Annotated in this window: 17 protein-coding genes; 8 read left to right on the plus strand and 9 right to left on the minus strand. The window is 65.7% G+C overall.

Going from position 1 to position 18,859, the window contains the following annotated elements:
- Window positions 1-8: 8 nt before the first annotated feature.
- The 4 genes from AC27VE_RS05010 to AC27VE_RS05025 all read right to left on the minus strand — a co-directional run bounded on the left by AC27VE_RS05010 (window position 9) and on the right by AC27VE_RS05025 (window position 4,359).
- The gene (locus AC27VE_RS05010; protein ID WP_424626476.1) at window positions 9-1,292 is read right to left on the minus strand and encodes a TRAP transporter large permease; all 1,284 of its coding nucleotides are present in this window, start codon (window positions 1,290-1,292) and stop codon (window positions 9-11) included.
- Complete coding sequence (locus AC27VE_RS05015) at window positions 1,289-1,909, minus strand: TRAP transporter small permease subunit (RefSeq protein ID WP_488703191.1); 621 nt, start codon at window positions 1,907-1,909, stop codon at window positions 1,289-1,291. Before AC27VE_RS05015 ends, AC27VE_RS05010 begins: the two co-directional genes overlap by 4 nt.
- An 81-nt stretch (window positions 1,910-1,990) precedes the next feature.
- Window positions 1,991-3,037 (minus strand): TRAP transporter substrate-binding protein, encoded by a 1,047-nt coding sequence (locus tag AC27VE_RS05020; RefSeq protein ID WP_427957785.1) that lies wholly within the window; start codon window positions 3,035-3,037, stop codon window positions 1,991-1,993.
- 416 nt (window positions 3,038-3,453) lie between these two features.
- On the minus strand, window positions 3,454-4,359 hold the full coding sequence (locus AC27VE_RS05025) for a LysR family transcriptional regulator (RefSeq protein ID WP_488703192.1): 906 nt from the start codon (window positions 4,357-4,359) through the stop codon (window positions 3,454-3,456).
- Between the two features lie 67 nt (window positions 4,360-4,426).
- Between AC27VE_RS05025 and AC27VE_RS05030 the strand changes: the two genes are divergently transcribed.
- A complete protein-coding gene (locus tag AC27VE_RS05030; protein WP_488703193.1) occupies window positions 4,427-5,386 on the plus strand; it encodes a DMT family transporter in 960 nt (319 codons plus the stop codon).
- Window positions 5,387-5,532: 146 nt separating this feature from the next.
- A complete protein-coding gene (gene fabV, locus AC27VE_RS05035; protein ID WP_488703194.1) occupies window positions 5,533-6,723 on the plus strand; it encodes an enoyl-ACP reductase FabV in 1,191 nt (396 codons plus the stop codon).
- Between the two features lie 9 nt (window positions 6,724-6,732).
- Here fabV and AC27VE_RS05040 read toward each other — a convergent pair whose 3' ends face one another.
- From AC27VE_RS05040 to AC27VE_RS05050, 3 genes are all read right to left on the minus strand, one after another.
- Window positions 6,733-7,041 (minus strand): hypothetical protein, encoded by a 309-nt coding sequence (locus AC27VE_RS05040; RefSeq protein WP_488703195.1) that lies wholly within the window; start codon window positions 7,039-7,041, stop codon window positions 6,733-6,735.
- Between the two features lie 217 nt (window positions 7,042-7,258).
- On the minus strand, window positions 7,259-7,984 hold the full coding sequence (gene serB / locus AC27VE_RS05045) for a phosphoserine phosphatase SerB (RefSeq protein ID WP_488703196.1): 726 nt from the start codon (window positions 7,982-7,984) through the stop codon (window positions 7,259-7,261).
- Window positions 7,985-7,996: 12 nt separating this feature from the next.
- Entirely contained in the window at window positions 7,997-8,905 is a 909-nt protein-coding gene (locus AC27VE_RS05050) for a LysR substrate-binding domain-containing protein (RefSeq protein WP_035212133.1), read from the minus strand.
- Between the two features lie 245 nt (window positions 8,906-9,150).
- On the opposite strand from AC27VE_RS05050, the gene AC27VE_RS05055 reads away from it, so the two are divergent.
- From AC27VE_RS05055 to AC27VE_RS05065, 3 genes are read left to right on the plus strand one after another with little or no spacing between them, the layout of a single operon-like run.
- Window positions 9,151-10,227 (plus strand): ABC transporter ATP-binding protein, encoded by a 1,077-nt coding sequence (locus AC27VE_RS05055; RefSeq protein ID WP_006222270.1) that lies wholly within the window; start codon window positions 9,151-9,153, stop codon window positions 10,225-10,227.
- Between the two features lie 13 nt (window positions 10,228-10,240).
- On the plus strand, window positions 10,241-11,887 hold the full coding sequence (locus AC27VE_RS05060) for an ABC transporter permease (protein WP_006222271.1): 1,647 nt from the start codon (window positions 10,241-10,243) through the stop codon (window positions 11,885-11,887).
- Between the two features lie 23 nt (window positions 11,888-11,910).
- Complete coding sequence (locus AC27VE_RS05065; RefSeq protein ID WP_488703197.1) at window positions 11,911-12,894, plus strand: ABC transporter substrate-binding protein; 984 nt, start codon at window positions 11,911-11,913, stop codon at window positions 12,892-12,894.
- 45 nt (window positions 12,895-12,939) lie between these two features.
- Here the strand turns inward: AC27VE_RS05065 and AC27VE_RS05070 are convergent, their stop codons facing one another.
- On the minus strand, window positions 12,940-13,617 hold the full coding sequence (locus tag AC27VE_RS05070) for an ABC transporter ATP-binding protein (protein ID WP_006222273.1): 678 nt from the start codon (window positions 13,615-13,617) through the stop codon (window positions 12,940-12,942).
- On the opposite strand from AC27VE_RS05070, the gene AC27VE_RS05075 reads away from it, so the two are divergent.
- On the plus strand, window positions 13,616-14,281 hold the full coding sequence (locus AC27VE_RS05075) for an arylesterase (RefSeq protein WP_488703198.1): 666 nt from the start codon (window positions 13,616-13,618) through the stop codon (window positions 14,279-14,281). The genes AC27VE_RS05070 and AC27VE_RS05075 overlap by 2 nt on opposite strands.
- A 26-nt stretch (window positions 14,282-14,307) precedes the next feature.
- Here AC27VE_RS05075 and AC27VE_RS05080 read toward each other — a convergent pair whose 3' ends face one another.
- Complete coding sequence (locus AC27VE_RS05080; protein ID WP_088587285.1) at window positions 14,308-16,272, minus strand: SurA N-terminal domain-containing protein; 1,965 nt, start codon at window positions 16,270-16,272, stop codon at window positions 14,308-14,310.
- A gap of 355 nt (window positions 16,273-16,627) precedes the next feature.
- On the opposite strand from AC27VE_RS05080, the gene AC27VE_RS05085 reads away from it, so the two are divergent.
- The gene (locus AC27VE_RS05085) at window positions 16,628-17,920 is read left to right on the plus strand and encodes a M20/M25/M40 family metallo-hydrolase (protein WP_488703199.1); all 1,293 of its coding nucleotides are present in this window, start codon (window positions 16,628-16,630) and stop codon (window positions 17,918-17,920) included.
- 185 nt (window positions 17,921-18,105) lie between these two features.
- Entirely contained in the window at window positions 18,106-18,855 is a 750-nt protein-coding gene (gene ugpQ / locus AC27VE_RS05090; RefSeq protein ID WP_424626484.1) for a glycerophosphodiester phosphodiesterase, read from the plus strand.
- Window positions 18,856-18,859: the final 4 nt, after the last annotated feature.

Genomic DNA, 18,859 nt, shown 5'->3' on the forward strand with positions numbered 1-18,859 from the left:
GAGGGGAATCAACCAAAGGCGCGCGGCATCCACAACGCGATATCGGGCCAGAACGCCAGCAGGGCCAGCATCACGAACATGGCGAGGACGAACGGCAAGCTGCCGACGATGACCGCGCTCATGGAACCGCTCTTGCGCAGGCTCTGCACGACGAACAGGTTCAGCCCGACGGGCGGCGTGATCAGCGCGGCCTCGACCAGCACGATGATCACGATGCCCAACCAGATCGGGTCGTAGCCCAGGCCGATCATGATGGGCGCCACGATGGGGATCGTCGTGATCATCATGGACAGGGTTTCCATGAAGCAGCCCAGCACCAGGTAGAAGACCACCACGATCAGCAGCATCCAGCCCGGCGACAGGCCCAGGCCGGTAATCGATTGCGTCAACGCGTCGGTCAGCCCCGTGGCGGACATGACGAAGTTCAGGAAGCTGGCCGCGATAACGATCAGCATGATCATCGCCGTGGACCGCATCGTGCCTTCCAGCACTTCGCGCAGCATCGACCAGTTCAGCCGGCGGAACCATGCCGCAAGGATGAAGGCGCCCAGCACGCCCAGCGCGGCGGCCTCGGTGGGTGTCGCAAGCCCCGCGTAAATGGAGCCCACCACCAGGAAGAAGATGCCCATGGGCGGCGCCAGATGCACCAGGCTGGCAAATCGTTGACCCCAGGTCGCATGGATCTTCTTGCCGCCCCACGAGGGTTTGGCCACGCAGGCGATCACGACCGTCAGCATGAACAAAGCCGCCATCGCAAAGCCGGGGATGATGCCGGCCAGGTACAGCTTGGGCACCGACGAATTCGTCAACACGCCATAGATGACCAGGTTGATCGAGGGCGGAATCAGGATGCCCAGCGTGCCGCCGGCGGCCAGGCTGCCCAGGAACAGGGGCTCGTTGTAGCCATACTTGCGGATCTGCGGGATGGCGACCGTGCCCACCGTGGCCGCAGTGGCCACGCTGGAGCCCGACGTGGCCGAAAACAGCGTGGACGCGCCGATGTTGGCATGCATCAGCCCGCCCGGCAGCCACGACAGCCACAGGCTCATCGCGCCGTACATGCGTTCGGCAAAGCCTGCGCGCAGCAGCACCTCGCCCAGCATGATGAACAGGGGAATCGCCACCAGCAGGAACTCGTTGTTCGAGCTCCAGGAAATCTCGCCGATGGCGCGCGACAGCGGCAGCATCGAGAACAGCGGGTCCAGGATCAGGCCCAGCACGCCAAGCGCCGCGCCCACCGGAATGGACAGGCCGATCAGCACCAGCAATAAGGTCAATGCGGTGGAAATCATGCGGCTTCTCCCTTCACCATGCGCTCGCCCGCGGCGGCTTCTTCGTCGGCTTCTTCCTGCGCCGAACGCACGCCGCAGATCTGCTTGACCAGTTCGATGTCGCCCGTGACCAGCGCGGCGGAAGCGCGCGCCAGCATCAGGGCGACCGTGATGCACATCCAGGCCAGCCCCAGCAGCCAAAGCCCTTGCGGAATCCACAGCGGCGTGGCCAGCGGCGTATTGGCGGCGGATTTCTGCGCCCAGGAGGTCTGGACCACCTCGTAGGCGTAGTACGTCAGGAACACCATGAAGACGGCCATCGCCACCATGGAGATCCAGTCCAGCACGGCGGACAGGCGCACCGGCAGGTATTGATAAAGCACGTCGACACGCACGTTGGCGCGCTGCAGCGTGGCGAACGCCAGCGCCCACGAGGTGCTGATGGCAAAGGCATAGCTGGACAACTCGTCGGCGCCGCCCGTGGTGAAGCCCAGGAATTTGCGGGCCAGGACGTCAAAGGAGATCAGCAGCACGCTGGCCACCGTCAAGGCGCCGCCGGCCCATACGGCCGCGCGAGACAAGCTCTCGGCGCGCCGCAACAGGCCGCCAAGCAGGCGGAAATGTTCGGTTCGGGTCATGGATGAAACCTCTTCGGGCGATGCCCGGTATCACAAGCCGGAGATCGCGCCGCCGCGCTCGGCGGCGGCGCGCGACGGCGCTTACTTGCTGGCGGTCAGGCCCAGCGTCTTGCCGATGGTGGCGTTGAAGTCCTTGACGCACTGCGCCGAGCAACGCGCGGCCCACTTCGGCAAGACGGCTTCCTGGGCGACCTTCTTGAGCAGGGCCTGGTCGGCCTCGGTGGGCTGCACCAGGACCATCTTGCCCTTGACCGGGAACGGGCACGCGGCGGCACCGGTGTTGCAGTCATAGCCTTCCTGCGTCTGCCGCGCGGCGGCTTCCCAGATGTTGTCGACCAGCGTCTTCACGTTGGCCTGCAGGAAAGTGCGAACGGCGGGATCCAGTTTGTCCCAGGCCTTCTGGTTGACGGCGTGGATCTGCTGGTTCCAGTTGATGGGCAGCGCGACCAGGTGCGTGGACACCTCGTACCACTTGGCCGAATAGCCAGACAGCGAACCCGTGATGGCGCAATCGACCACCTTGTTCTGCAGGGCCGGGACCACTTCTCCGAATGCCATCGTGACGCTGGAACCGCCCAGCGCTTCAACGAATTCGGCCGTGGTGCGGCTGCTGGTGCGCACTTTCTTGCCCTTGATGTCGGCCAGGCTCTTGATCTCGGCGTTGCAGAACAGCACCTGCGCCGGATAGGTCGAGATGCCCAGTAGCTTGACGTTGTTGCCTTCGCCATACAGCTTGGCGTAGACGGGTTCGAACGCTTCGGTGACGGCGCGCGCCGTCTTGACGTCCGGCGCCAGGCCGGCCAAGTCGATGGCTTCGTTGATGGGGTTGTCGCTGGCGAAGTACGACAGGGTCGCGGTGCCGAATTCAATCACGCCCTGCGACATCAGGCGCAGCAGCTCGGGGCCCTTCAAGCCCATTTCATTGAAGCCCTTGATGTCCGCCGTGACCTGCCCTTTGGACAGCTCGGGGATGGTCTTGGTCCAGAACGGCTTTTCGTAGTCGTTGTAGGCGGTCAGGTTGGACAGGCCTCCCACGACCTTCAACTGGGTTTTGGGCAGGTCTTGCGCGTGGACGGCGCCTGCCAGCAAGCTGGCAGCGACGGCGGCGAAAACAAGAGACTTCTTCATGGACAAAACTCCTGGCTGGCGGGATGGTCTGTCGCGCGCGGGATCCCGTTACCCTGATCGCACGCGGTTAGGAATCGGGGATTCAGGGTCGGGAGTCGAGCGCGCGGCGCGGCCAATCCGCCACCGCCTGCGTCCAGTGCTGGAACAGATACGTATTCATGCTTTCCCCCCGCGCTGTGTATCCAGGCGTTGCTTGCTTATTGATGTGCCGCCATTGCATCGTCAGGGGCGCAGAGCGTCCAATCGTATGTTGCGATGTGGGGGTATAAATATTTCTTGGGTCTCGTGCGGGCGGCCCGCCAAGAATCCCGCAAACCGCCTATCGACGGGGCTTAGCGGGCGATCGGGCACACCGCGACGCGGGCGCCTTCGGGACGCGCCGGCGCACAGCAGTGCGCGGCATCTGGGGAAAACACCTAGGCGGGAACGCCGTCGCCGGCCTGCGCGGCGACCTTCTGCGCCATCTGCGCAATGACCTTGACCGCATGGCTGTCCGGGCCTTGCACCCAGGTCGCCGTGAAACTCAGTTCTGGCAGCGGATCGGCCTCGACGCGCAGGATGCGCAATTCCCCGCGCGCGAGCTCCTTGCCCAGGAACACCGGGGCGATCACGCTCGTGCCGATGGCATCCTGCGTCATGCGCACTACCATCGACATCGACGCGCTGCCGTACATGCGCGGCGCCGACACGCCCGCGCGCGTCAGCATGTCGCGCACGAAGCGGTACGGCGCGCTGTTGGACGGATAGGTGATGATGGGCAGCTTCCCAATCCGTTCCAGGGTCAGCGGTTCAGGCCCCAGATCCAGCGTGGGGCTGGCTACCCAGGCCAAGGGATACGTGCACAGCGGCAGGTTCTCCACCCGCGCCTCCAGTACCGGCCCCATCAGGAAGGCAAGATCGATCTGGCGCGACATCAGGTGCGAGCGCAGCACGTGGGTGGTGTCGACTTCGATCTCCAGCACCAGCGCCGGATAGGTCGTGTGGATCAGTTCGATCAACGTGGGCAGCCAGGTCTGCACGATGGTCTCGGCCACGCCGATACGCACCGTGCCCGTCATTACGTTCTGTTCGCGCGCGGCTTCGAACATGTCACGCCGCACCTGCAGCATGCGCTCGGCATGCGAAAGCAGTTCGTGGCCTTTGGCGGTGAGCTTGACACCGCGCGCGTCGCGCTCGAACAGCAGCACGCCCAGGTCGGCCTCAAGCGAGGCAATGCGCTGCGATACCGCAGGCTGCGTGGTGTTGAGCTTTTCCGACGCGGCGCGAAAGCTGCCCAGCGTAGCGACCCAAAAAAAAGTTTCGACGTTGCGTAGTTCTATCATTGGCCTTTTCCCCCGGCGCGATGAGCGTATCATGGCAGCCGCCCGTTTCCCCATTAGGAGCCTGTCCATGCCCCCGGCCGATCACGGTCGCCCGCCAGCCGCCGCGCCCGCCTCCCGCGGCCCGCTCGTCGGGATCCTGTTGCTGGTGCTATCGATGTGGACGCTCTCCTGTCTGGACGCCAGCGGCAAATGGGTGATGAATGCGGGCGTGCCGTTGCTGGTGCTGTCCTGGTTCCGGTATGTGGTGCATCTGGTCCTGGTGCTGGCATTGGTGCTGCCCACCAAGGGGGTCGGCGTGCTGCGCAGCAAACGCCCGCGTGAACAGCTGATCCGCGGGGGTTCGATGTTCCTGGCCACGCTGATGTTCTTCACGACACTCAGCTACATCCCGCAGGCCGAGGCCACGGCCATCAACTTCCTGGCGCCCCTGCTGGTGCTGTCGCTGGCGCCCTGGATCCTGAAAGAACCCGCGCGGCTCTCGCGCTTCGTGGCGGCAGGCATCGCCTTCATCGGCGTCATCATCGTCATTCGCCCGGGCGGCGGTCTGCATCCAGTGGGCACCATTTTCGGGCTGCTGACGGCCTGTTGCTTCGCGGCCCAGTTCATCGCCACGCGGCGCGTCGCCGGGGACGACCCGTTCACGTCGCTGATCTGGAGCGGCGCGGTGGGCACGGCCTGCCTGACGCTGTCCCTGCCCTTCGTGCTGCCGGCCGCCCTGCCCGTGCTGCAATCGCTGTCGGCCTTCGACTGGTTCCTGCTGATCTCGACCGGCGTGACCGGCGGCGTGGGCCACCTGTTCCAGATCGCCGCGTACCGGCGCGCGCCCGCCTCGACGCTGGCGCCGTTCATCTATCTGCAGATCATCAGCGCCACCTCCGTGGGGTGGCTGGTCTGGGACCATTTCCCGGATCCGCTGACCTGGCTGGGCATCGCCATCATCTGCGCCAGCGGCATTGGCATCGGCCTGGTCGAATGGCGCCGCGGGCCCCCCGCTGCCAGCACCCCGGCCAAGGCCGGCGCCCGCTGACCGGGGACTGCACAGCGAAAGCCGGCCCGCCAGCGGGCCCGGGCCGGCTCCCGTACAATGCTGGTCGCTTTTTGCGCTTTCGCGCACCGGTCGCGCCGGCATCCGGCATTCCCCCAGCATTTCGCACTTCCCCGAACGAGGTCTTCATGATCATCAAGCCCCGCGTGCGCGGTTTCATCTGCGTCACCACCCATCCCGTCGGCTGCGAGGCCAACGTGAAGAACCAGATCGACTACGTCAAGGCGCAAGGCCCGATCGCCGGCGGACCGAAGCGTGTGCTGGTGCTGGGCGCGTCGACCGGCTATGGCCTGGCCGCACGCATCAGCGCGGCGTTCGGCTGTGGCGCGCAGACGCTGGGCGTGTTCTTCGAACGCCCCGCCGAGGCCACCAAGGCCGGCACGCCGGGTTGGTACAACTCGGCCGCCTTCCACAAGGCGGCCGAAGCGGAAGGCCTGTACGCCAAGAGCATCAATGGCGACGCGTTTTCGGACGAGATCAAGCAAAAGACCATCGCCGCGATCAAGGCGGACCTGGGCCAGATCGACCAGGTGATCTATAGCCTGGCCGCCCCGCGCCGCACGCACCCGAAGACGGGCCAAGTCTTCAATTCGACGTTGAAGCCGATCGGCCATGCGGTCAATCTGCGCGGCCTGGACACGGACCGCGAAGTCGTCAAGGAATCCGTGCTGGAACCGGCCACGCAGGCCGAAATCGACGCCACCGTCGCCGTCATGGGCGGTGAAGACTGGCAGATGTGGATCGACGCGCTGCTGGAAGCCGGCGTTTTGGCCGAAGGCGCCACGACGACCGCCTTCACGTACCTGGGCGAGAAGATCACGCACGACATCTATTGGAACGGCTCGATCGGCGCCGCCAAGAAGGACCTGGACCAGAAGGTGCTGGACATCCGCGCCAAACTGGCCGCACGCGGCGGCGACGCTCGGGTCTCGGTGCTGAAGGCCGTGGTCACGCAGGCCAGCTCGGCCATCCCGATGATGCCGCTGTACCTGTCGCTGCTGTTCAAGATCATGAAGGCCCAAGGCACGCACGAAGGCTGCATCGAACAGGTCTACGGCCTGTACAAGGACAGCCTGTGCAGCGCCACGCCGATCCTGGATGCCGACGGCCGCCTGCGCGCGGACTACAAGGAACTGGATCCGCAGGTGCAGGCGCAGGTGCAGGCGCTGTGGACCCAGGTCACCAGCGACAACATCTACCAACTGACCGATTTCGCCGGCTACAAGCAGGACTTCCTGCGCCTGTTCGGTTTCGAGATCGAAGGTGTGGACTACGAGGCGGATGTGGATCCGGCCGTGGAGATCCGCGGCCTGATCTGACCCGGCTTCCTACAGGTAGTCGAGCGTCACGATGCTGTAGCGCTGATCCGGGCCGCCGTTGCGGCCCGGCACCGGCGGCAAGGCCTTGATGCTGACCGTGACGATGTTCGCTGCGGGAAGCGGCAAACGGCCGGCTGGTTGGTCGCACTGCGCCGAGGGGGGAACTGCCCCGGCCTTGCGGCCTTGCATGTCGACCCGACACGCCGCGGGCTCGACGATGGCCCCCGTAAACCGGATCGCGCCATCACTGGCGCCGGCCACCGCGGGGGCCAGCAACGAGACAAACGACAACGCAAACACCGAATTGCGAATAGTCATGACGCCTCCCAAGGCGTAAGCAGGATCCGGAAGGCGGGTTGCCCTCCCTTTCCCCATTACGGCGCCGTTTCGCTGAACCTTAAGCGCCCTGCCTATGGACCGGCTACTGGTGCTCGCCCTGCTTGAAGCGACGCCGCAAACTGCTTTATCTCGGTTGTCAATCAGACTACTAGTGATTTTTCATCGGATCAATCTGGATTTTGTCTGAAACTCGGGCTCAGGCGGCGTCTTCGATCTTGAACAGCGTCAGCAGGCGGTCCAGCCCGCCTTCGTCGATCGCTACATTCACTTCACGCCGTACCGCCGGCTTGGCGTGATAGCCCACGGACAGGCCCGCCGCACGCATCATCGGCAGATCGTTGGCCCCGTCGCCCACCGCAATCGCGCGCTCGGTGCCCACCCCCAGGGATGCGCACACCTCCGCCAGCTTGCGGCGCTTTTCTTCACCATCGCAGATATCGCCCCAGGCCTGCGGCAGCAGCCGGCCCGTCATACGGCCATTCACCACTTCCAGCACGTTGGCGCGCACGTCGTCCAACCCCAGCCGCACACGCAAGCGGTCGGTAAAGCACGTGAACCCGCCCGTGACCAACAGGCAGGTCAGGCCGGCGGCCTTGCTGGCGGCGATCAGCGTTTCGGCGCCCGGATTGATCTGCACGCGTTCGTTGTAGACCTCGTCCAGCAACGCCTCGGGCATGCCGGCCAGCAAGGCCACACGGTCGCGCAGGCTCTGCTTGTAGTCCACGATCTCGCCGCGCATGGCGGCTTCGGTCAACGCCGCCACTTCCGCCTTCTTGCCCATCAAGTCGGCCATCTCATCTAGCGTCTCGATCGAGATAAGCGTGGAATCCATGTCGAACGCGATGACGCGGTAATCGGAAAGCGCCAACGGCGGCGTAATGCCACGCCATTGCAGGCCGGCGGGCGGAGTGGAATGCAGCATGGGAGTCCTTGTCTATCCGGGATGGGGCAAGCCGTGCTGTTGCGCGCACAGCCAGGCGATGAAAACTTGCGCCGACGCCGCGGCCGGGCCGTCGTGCCGATACAGCGCATGGATGCCGGCGTTGGGCAATTGCGGCTGCGCGAACAAGGGCCGCAGGCGGTCGGCGCGGATATCGTCTTCCAGCAGGCTCCACGGCGCCAGGGCGATGCCCAGGTCGTTCATGGCGGCCTGCATGCACAGGAACTGATGGTCGAACACCGGGCCGGGCAACTGCGCGGGCACGTCCACCTTGGCCAGCGCAAACCAGCGCGGCCAATGGTCCATGCCGCCCGAGATCTTCAACAGCGGATGCCCCAGGCAGTCTGCCGGGGCCGCCAGCCGGTTGCGCTCGATGAAGCGCGGGGATGCCACCGGCAGATGGAAATCGTCCAGGCAATGCACACAGGCCAGGTCCGACTGCGCCATGAAGCCGTGGCGGATCAGCACGTCACTGCCGGTATCGCCGCCCCGATCCAGGAACGGGCGCGCCTGCGTGCTCAGCTGCACGTCGATCCCCGGATGCTGCGCCTGGAAGGTCGACAGGCGCGGGATCAGCCATTTCATCGTCAGCGACGGGGTCGCACACACGCGCAGCACGCCGCCGTAGGCTGGCGCCTTCAGTTTGGCGGTTGCGATCGCGATGCGTTCCAGGCTGGCCTGCACTTCCGGAAAATACGCCTGCGCGCAAGGCAGCAACGCCACGCCGCGCGCTTCCCGGGCGAACAACGGCTGGCCCACATACTCTTCAAGAATGCGGATCTGCTGGCTGACCGCGCTGTGCGTGATGCTGAGCTCGTCGGCGGCGGCCGTGAAGCTGCGCAGCCGCGCCGCGGCTTCGAAGACGCGCAAGGCCTTCAATGGCGGCAGGCTCTGCCCCGCCATGTCAGCGGACGCCCGCCCGCGCGCCGGCCAGGCGCATGACTGTGCTGCTCTTTCCCACGTTTTCCCTTGTTGTGGTCTTATCGGCGGCGCGGCCTTGACCGGGCGCCTGCCTTGTTCAGCCGCATTCTAGGGGATAGTCGCGGCGCCGACCTCTTAGAAAATCTAACGCCACGCCTTAAAAAACACTGCTGGTCGCCGCGGGGACGCATTCCTATGATGCCGGGAACCCAAGCAGGAACCCAAAAATGGCATCGATCACGGTAGACGGCATCGTCAAGACTTTCGGCGGGCAGCAAGTGCTGCGCAATCTGTCGCTGCACATTCCCGACGGCGCGTTCTACACGCTGCTGGGGCCCAGCGGCTGCGGCAAGACCACCTTGTTGCGCTGCATTGCGGGCTTTTACGCGCCCGACGGCGGACGCCTGTTGTTCGACCAGGACGACGTGACCCATGTGTCCGCGCACCGCCGCGACATTGGCATGGTGTTCCAGGACTACGCCCTGTTCCCCGACAAGACCGCGTTCGACAACGTGGCCTATGGCCTGCGCGCCCGCGGCGTGGCTCGCGCCGAGACCACGCGGCGGGCCAATGAAGCGCTGGATAAGGTGGGATTGCTGGCCTTGGCCGACCGCTACCCCGCCCAGATGAGCGGCGGACAACGCCAGCGCGTCGCCCTGGCGCGCGCGCTGGTGATCCGCCCGCGCGTGCTGCTGATGGACGAGCCGCTGTCCAACCTGGATGCCAAGATGCGGCTGCAGATGCGCGACGTCATCCTCGACTTGGTGCGCGAAGCCGGCATCACGACCGTGTTCGTCACGCACGACCAGGAAGAGGCGTTGGCGATGTCGGACCGCATCGCCATCATGGACCATGGCAACATCGCCCAATTGGGCACGCCGGAAGAGCTCTACGGCACGCCGGTCAACGCCTATGTGGCCGACTTCATCGGCTCGGCCAACGTGATCCCCGTGCCGGCGCAGACCGGGCTGGCGGGCGCGCCCGACGGCCATGTCCGCTACGAACTGTGCGGCCTGGGCTTTGATGGCATGCAAGGCAGCACGCGGCTGGACGCCAACGGCGTGCTGATCGCGCGTCCCGAAGAACTCGCCCTGATGGCGCCCGCGCCCTATGTGCCGAACACGCTGCCAGGCAAGGTGCTGCGCCGCCAGTACCTGGGCTTCAAGACCGCCTATCGCATCGCGTTGGACAACGGATCCGAGATCCGGGTCGAATTGCATGCGGGCAACATGGTCGCGCAGTTCCAGCCCGGCGAAGCCGTGCAGGTGCTGATCCCCGCCGACAGCCGCGTCGTCAACGCCTGAGGACGCGCACTCCATGAAAATCAAATGGTGGCCCTGGGGCATCCTGACCGCGATCAGCCTGGTCTTGCTGCTGTTCTTCGTGCTGTACCCGCTGGGCGTGCTGTTCGGCAACAGCGTCACAGGACAAGATGGCGGCTTTTCGCTGGAAGGCTTCAAGGCCCTGCTGGCGGATTCACAATACCTGGAGGCCTTCGGCAACACGCTGATCCTGGGCCTGGCGGTCACCACCTGCACCGTGCTGGTGGGCGTGCCGTTTGCCTACATGGTGGCGCGCTACGACTTTCCGTTGAAGAACCTGGTGGCGATCCTGCCTGTCCTGACCATCGTGATCCCCGAGATCATCGTGGGCCAGTCCTGGCTGCTGATCCTGGGCAACAACGGCCTGTTGACGAACCTGCTGGGCGACGCGGGCATTTCGCTGCCGTCTTTCTATGGCTGGACGGGCATGGTGTTTTCCATGACGCTCGTCTATTACACGTACATCTACCTGGGCGTGCTGGCCGCGCTACGCGGCTTTGACGGGCAACTGGAAGAAGCCGGGCTGAGCCTGGGCACGCCGCCGTTCCTGACCAAGCTGCGCGTGCTGGTGCCCGTGCTGCTGCCCGCGGTGCTGGTCAATGCGCTGGTGGTGTTCACGCTGGTGGTCGGCAACTTCGCGCTGGCGATGCTGCTGGGCAGCCGCGTGCCGCTGCTGTCGGTGATGACCTACAACACGTTCGTCAGCGAAATGGGCGGCAGCCCCACGCTACAAAGCGCCATGTCGGTGGTGTCGATCGCCATCGTCGCCATCGTGCTGTTCTTCCAGAAGCGCGTGGTGGAACGCAAGGTCTACACCATGACGCAGGGCCGCGCGCCGGCCGCCGTGCGCGTGCGTTCGTGGACCGCCGCGCTCTATACCGGCGGCGTCGGCTTCGTGATCCTGTTGTCCATGCTGCCGCTCATCATCGTGTTCGTGGCCGCCTTCACCAAGACCAGCGGGCCGGTCATGCAGTGGGGCCAATGGTCGCTGGCCAGCATGCAGCGCGCGGTGCATGGGGCGCCGGAACCGATCCTGAATTCGTTGAAATTCGCCTCGCTGGCGACGGTGCTGGGCGTGGCCTTCGCCGTGCTGGTCAGTTACCTGACGATCAAGAAGCGCAGCGCCTTCACGCAAGTGCTGGACTACATCGTGGTGCTGCCGCTGACGATTTCCGGCACGGTGCTGGGCATTGCGCTGGTGCAGACCTTCAACACCGGCTGGCTGGTGCTGGCCGGCACCTCCGGCATCATGGTGCTGTGCTACACGGTGCGCCGCCTGCCATTCGCCGTGCGCAACGCCTCGTCGGTGCTGTTCAACATCCCCGACTCGATCGAAGAAGCCTCGATCAGCCTGGGCGTGTCGCCGCTGATGACCTTCTTCAAAGTGATCCTGCCCGCCATGAAGGCATCGATCATTTCGGCTGCCATCCTGATGTGGCTGACGACGATCTCCGAGCTGTCGGCTTCGATCGTGGCCTACAGCGGCGGCCTGGAAACCATGCCGATCGCCATCTTCCGTCAGGTCGACGGCGGCAGGCTGGGCATGGCGTCCGCCTATGGCGCCGCGCTGGTCACGGTGATCGTGCTGCCCATCATCGTGTCGGTCAAGGCATTCCGCATCAAGCTGTTCTCCGGCAAATAACCCCCTCGATCCAAAGGCTACCCATGCAACTCAAGCACCTGATACTCACCAGTGTCCTGACCGCCGCCCTGGCGACGAGCGCCGCGCACGCCCAGAACGTCGTGCTGTATTCGTCGAACAATACGGAAACCATCGAGACCGCGCTGGAAGCCGTGAAGAAGACGAGCCCCAAGCTGAATGTGCAGCCCGTCACGGGCGGCACCGGCACGATGATGAAGCGCATCGAAGCCGAATCGCAGAACCCGCGCGGCGACCTGTTCTGGAGCGGCGGCTTCGGCACCCTGGGCGCCTACCGCCAGCATCTGCAGGCCTATCGCCCGGCTGACCTGGACAAGATCCCGGCCGAATTCCGCGGCCCGGACGATCTGTGGGTAGGCACGAACGTGCACGTCATGGTGATGATGGTCAACGAGCGCCAGTTGAAGGGTTTGGCGGCGCCTGCCACGTGGTCTGACCTGATGCAGCCGCAGTGGAAGAACAAGTTCGCCATCACCGATCCGTCCAAGAGCGGCACGGCCTACATGCTGGTGTACGGCCTGTACAAGCAGTTCGGCCAGGCCGGGCTGGACAAGATCGCCGCCAACGCGGTCGTGACGGCCTCGTCGGGCACCACCTACAAGGGCGTCGCCGCCGGCGAATACGCCGTGGGCATGACGCTGGAATACGCCGCGCAGGAATACGTGGCCGGTGGCCAGAAAGAGATCAAGCTCGTCTACCCGAGCGAAGGCAGCTACCTGGCGCCGGAAGGCATGTTCATCATCAAGGGCGCGAAGAACCTGGATGCGGCCAAGGCGCTGTACGACGGCCTGCTGAGCAAGGCGTCGCAGGAAGCGCAACTGGTGAAGAACTTCCGCCGCCCGACGCGCACCGACGTGGCGGTGGCCAGCCTGACCACCCTGCCCGACCTGTCGACGATCAAGATCTTCCCGGTCAGCCAGGAAGCCGCCGCCACCGAGTATGAAGCCGTGGTCGCGGCCTGGAACCAGGCCGTCGCCAAGGCGAAGTGATTGATCCGGCGAACGCCGTGATCAGATAAGGCCGGCCGGGGCGCCTCAGGCGCCCTGGACCATCCGACCTGCTGCCAGCACCAGCTGGCGCCCGCAACGGGCGGCCAACTGCGGGTCGTGCGTCACCAGCACCAGCGTGGTGCCGTGCTCGCGGTGCAGGTCGAACATCAGGTCGATGACGGTCACGCCCGTGGCGGCATCCAGGCTGCCCGTGGGCTCGTCCGCAAACAGCAGGTCGGGCTGCACCACGAAGGCGCGCGCCAGCGATACGCGCTGCTGCTCGCCGCCGGACAGCGTCCGCGGGTAATGATGCAACCGGGCGCCCAGCCCCACGCGTTCCAGCATGGCCTGCGCCGCCTCGCGGGCGGATTGCCCGGCCAGCTCCAGCGGCAGCATGACGTTTTCCAGCGCCGTCAGGTTCGGCAGCAGCTGGAACGACTGGAACACGAACCCCACATGATTGGCCCGCAGCCGCGCACGGCCATCCTCATCCAGCGCGAACAGGTCCTGCCCCGCCAGGTGTACGCTGCCCATGCTGGGAACATCCAGCCCGGCCAGCAGTCCCAGTAACGTGGACTTGCCCGATCCGGAGCTTCCGGTGATGGCCACGGCGCTGCCGGCGGCCACCGTAAAATCAATACCTTCCAGGATAGACAGCGTCCCGCCGGCATCGGCCACCCGCTTGCCCAGCCCTTTCACCTCGATCGAATTCTTGCTATCCATGCGCCTATTTTCCCGTCTGCGTCTTACTTCCGCCCTGGCGACCACCGCCCTGGCAGCCGCCGTCATGGCGTCCCCCGCCCACGCTCAGACCACCGCGGCGGCCCAGGGTTCCGCCTCGCGTACCGTATTGGTGGTGGGCGACAGCCTGTCCGCCGAATACGGCCTGAAGCGCGGCACCGGCTGGGTGCCCCTGCTGTCGGCCCGCGTTTCGGAACAATACCCGAAGTACCAGGTGGTCAATGCCAGCATCAGCGGCGACACGACCAGCGGCGGCGTGGCGCGCCTGCCGGCGCTGCTGCGCCAGCACGCGCCGGCGGTGGTGGTGCTGGAACTGGGGTCGAACGACGCGCTGCGCGGCCTGTCGCTGGCCATGACCGAACAGAACCTGCGCGCCATGGCCCAGGCTTCGCGCCAAGCGGATGCCCAGGTGCTGATCGTGGGCATGCAGATTCCGCCCAATTATGGCCGCGACTACACGCAGCGCTTCGCCCAGCTGTTTCCTACGGTCGCCAAAGACGAAAACGCCCGGCTCGTGCCCTTCCTGATGGAAGGTATCGCAACGAACCGGGCGATGTTCCAGGCTGACGGCATCCATCCGAACGAGGATGCCCAGCCGCAATTGCTGGACAACGTGTGGCCGACGCTGCGGCCACTGTTGAACTAGGGGCCGCGGGGCCCCTGGTGGGCTGATCAGCCCGCCGCCTGCGGCTGGTCGCCGCGGATGACTTCGGCGGCGCTGGGCAGCACCTGCACCTTGTACTGCTCACGCAGCATCTTCAACAGCGCTTCGATCTCGGCCTGGCCCAGGCCACCCGACAGCTGTTGCGCCAGGCGGTCCTTGGCGGACGCGTCCACCGTGCCGGCCTCGACTTTTTCCAGGCGAACCAAGGTATAGTCCACGCCCGATTGCACGCCGGCATAACCGGGCAATTGGGTGGCGGGCAAACGCATCGCGGCGTCGACCACCGCTTGCGGCACGTCCTTCGGATCCTGGCGCGACACGGTCACGGCGGGCGAGAAGCCCTCCGGCGCGGCCGACGGGTTGGCCTTGTCGGCGGCCAGCGCGGCTTCGCCTGCCTTCTTGGCGGCTTCGGCCGAACGCTCGTCCAGCAGCTTGGCGCGGATGGAATCGCTGACCTTGTCCAGCGTCGGCACGTGTGCCGGTTCCACGGCAGCGACGCGCACTGCCAGCATCGTGGCAGGCGACAGTTCGATCACGCCGGAGTTCTGCTTTTCACGCAGGACGTCGGGCGAGAACAGCACCTGGCGCACGCGCGGGTTGTCCAGCAGTTCGGCGTCGGGGCTGTCGATGGCCGAGCCCGGGCCGGCCTTGTCGGCGGGCAGCAGGCCTTCGCGGGTCACGCCCGAGGCGGTGCGCAGCTTCAGGCCGACGGCGTCGGCGGCCGGTTGCAGGCTGTCGCGCTGGTCATAGACCTGCTTGTTCAGCTGGCTGGCCATTTCCGAGAAATGCACGGCGGCAAGCTGCTTGCGCACTTCGCCCGTGATCTGGTCCTTGACCTCGGCCAGCGGCTTGACGGCCGCGGGCTGAATTTCGGTGACCTTGACGATGTGCAGGCCGGACGGGCTTTCCACCACGCCGGACACCTGGTCCTTGGCCTGGCCGAAAATCGCCTTTTCCAACGGGCCGGTCAACATGCCCGGCGCCAGCCAGCCCAGATCGCCACCGTTGGCGGCCGAACCGGCATCCTGCGAATTCTTGCGGGCCAGTTCAGCGAACTGCGCCGGATCTGCAGCCGCCTGACGAGCCAGGTCTTCCGCCTTGACGCGCGCGGCCTTGCGGGCATCTTCCGAGGCGCCCGGTGCCACTTCGATCATGATGTGGCTGGCGCGGCGGCGTTCGGGCTGGCCGAAGCGGTTCTTGTTCTGCTCGTAATACGAAGCCAGGTCTTCGTCCTTGACCTGGATGCCTTGGGTGGCGGCAGCCTCGTCCAGCACCAGGTATTGCACCTGGACCTGTTCGGGGATCTGCAGCTGCTGCTTGTTGGCGTCGTACCAGGCCTGGATATCGGCCGGGGTAACGGTAACTTGCGAGCGGTAGTCGGCGGCAGCAAAGCGGCGCAGTTGCACCGTGCGCTGCTGCGTCAACGCCGTTTCCAGCGATGCCACGACTTCGGCGGGCGCGCGCGACGATTGGCCGACGGGCTCCAGCACGCGGGCAACCGCCAGGTCGCGGCGCAGGCCGGCTTCGAAGGAGGTCGGCGACATGCCCTGGGCCGCCAGTACCTGGCGATAGCGCTCGGGCGAGAAGCGGCCGTTGTCCTGCACTTCCGGAATGGCGGCGATGGTGTTGCGCAGCGTTTCGTCGGACACCGTGAAACGGTTGTCGACGGCGACGTTGGCCAGCAGGCGCTGATTGATCAGCTGGTTCAGCAGGCTTTCGCGCATGGCCGGCGTATCGATCACTGCCGGGTCGAACTGCGCGCCCAGGCGTTGACGGAACTGCTCGAGCTGGTTGCGGTGCGCCTGATCAAACTCGGCACGCGAAATAGGCTGGCCGGCGACTGTCGCCAACTCAGGCTCTTTGCGCATAAAGCTGTCATAGCCTTGAATCCCGACCAGGAAAAAGGACGGCACAATCAGAAGCAGCAGGATGAACTGCATCCAGCGCCGATGGCTGCGAATAAATTCGAACATGGAATCCCTGTTGCCGCACTCCAGGGGTATCCACCCAGAGCCGCACGAAAACGCATAAAAAAAGGCGAACTCGATTCGCCCTATTCCCATACCGGTCATTACCGGATCAGCGGGCGGATTTTAGCATTACCCGCCCGTATGGGAGCTTCGGATTCACTTCAAGTTCCCGTGGAGCCGTCCAACCTGTCCCCGGCACATGGAAGCCGGATGCCGTCAACCCGGGAAATCACCATTTTCGCGCCTCTTGCGCACTCGTATCGTGACCTGCAGGGCCAAGCCGCCACCCGGCCGCGCGCCCCCGACGCCGGTCCTTACCGCCGGCGCCCCTTTCCCAGCCACATAAAGGGTTCCCTCAATGCCGATTACCTCTCCCCGCCTGCATGTCCTGCGTGCCTGTATCGCCCTGGCGTTCCTGGGCGGCGCGCACGCGGCGCTGGCCGCGCCCGTGGCCGCCGTGCACGAAGCCGCGCAAGGCCAGCAGCAAGCCATGCTTGACACCATGCGGGACCTGGTCAACATCGAATCCGGCAGCAAGGACGTCGAAGGCGTCGAACGCATCGCCGAATTGATCCGCGACCGCCTGAAGGCGCTGGGCGGCACGGTCGAGATCCTGCCGGCCACCGACGTCTTCCGGCTGGACGACACTCCGGAGAAGGTCGGTCCGATGGTCCACGGGGAATTCAAGGGCACCGGCACCAAGAAGATCATGCTGATCGCCCACATGGACACGGTCTACCGCAATGGCATGCTGAAAGACCAGCCGTTCCGCGTGGACGGCGACAAGGCGTACGGCCTGGGCATCGCGGACGACAAGCACGGGGTTGCGACCATCATCCACACCCTGACCCTGCTGCAAAAGCTGGGCTTCCGCGATTTCGGCACCATCACCGTGCTGATCAACGGCGACGAAGAGATCAGTTCGCTGGGCGCGCGCAGCACCATCACCCGCCTGGGCGCCGACCAGGACGCCGTCTTCTCGTTCGAAGGCGGCGGCGCTGAAGCGCGCCTGACGCTGGCCACCAGCGGCATCGGCGCGGCCTACCTGACCGTGCAGGGCAAGACTTCGCACGCCGGCGCCCGCCCCGAAGGCGGCGTCAATGCCCTTTATGAATTGGCGCATCAGCTATTGCAGCTGGACAAGCTGTCCAAGCCCGAGGAAGGCCTGAAGCTGAACTGGACCGTGGCCCAGGCAGGCACCAACCGCAACGTCATTCCCGGCCAGGCAACCGCCCAGGCCGACGCCCGAGCCCTGCGCGTGTCCGACTTCGACGCCCTGGCGCGCACGCTGGAAGAGCGCGTCCAGAAGAAGCTCCTGCCCGAATCCAAGGTCACGGTGAAGTTCGAAGTGCGCCGGCCGCCGCTGGAGGCCACCGCGGCATCCCGCGCCCTGGCCCAGCACGGGGTGCAGATCTACAAGGAACTGGACCTGCCGATGAAAGTCGTCGACCGCGCCAGCGGCGGCGGCACCGACGCCGCCTTCGCCGCCCTCAAGGCCCGCGGCCCGGTCATCGAAGGGATGGGGCTGAGCGGCTTTGGCGCCCACTCCAACGACGCCGAATACATCCAGATCAACAGCATCGTGCCGCGCTTGTATCTGGCCACCCGCATGATCATGGATGTGTCGCAAGACAAAGCGCCGCTGAAGTAGAGCCCGGGTGGAAGGCCCCCAGGAGGATAGCCGCCCCGCCGCCGGGCCGCCCCAAGGCGGGGCAGCCCCCTCGGGGGGCAGCAAGCGAGCGCAGCGAGTGCGGCGTGGGGGCCTTCCGGGCGTCATTGGGGCAAGAAGGAGTATCCTTGCAACCCTGTCCATAAGAAGCACACGCAACACCAAAAATGACCGCAAAACTCCCGTCCTGGCCCTATTCCCGTTACATCGCGCACCGCGGCGGTGGTCGATTGGCGCCGGAGAACACGCTGGCCGCCATGCGCGTGGGCGCCGAGCATGGTTTCACGATGTTCGAATACGACGTGAAGCTGAGCAGCGACAACGTCCTCGTGCTGATGCACGACGATGACGTCGACCGCACCTCCAACGGACAAGGCCCGGCCGCCGCCAAGACCTACGCGGAACTCGCGCAGCTGGACTTCGGCAGCTGGCACTCGGCCGCCTACGCCGGCGAGCCGTTGCCCACCTTTGCCGCCGTGGCCCGCTACACGGTCGCCAACCACATCGCCAGCAACGTCGAGATCAAGCCCTGCCCGGGCCGCGAAGCCGAGACCGGCGCCGCCGTCGCGCTGGCCTGCAAGCAGTTGTGGCAAGGCGCCAGCACGCCCCCGCTGCTGTCTTCCTTCGCCGAAGAAGCGCTGCAAGCCGCGCTGGAAGTGGCGCCCGAGCTGCCGCGCGCGCTGCTGGTAGAGAAAGTCCCCGCCGATTGGCGCGAACGCCTGGTCAAATACGACTGCGTCGCGCTGAACATCAACCAGAAAGACGCAACCCGCGAACTGATCGACGCCGTGCATGCCGCCGGCTACCGGATCGCGGCCTGGACCGTCAATGACCCCGAACGCGCCCGCTTGCTGCTGGACTGGGGCATCGACGGCATTTTCACCGACGAGCTGGCCGCGATCCGGCCGGCCGCCTGAGGCA

This window comes from Achromobacter sp. 18P8.1.1 (assembly GCF_057799415.1).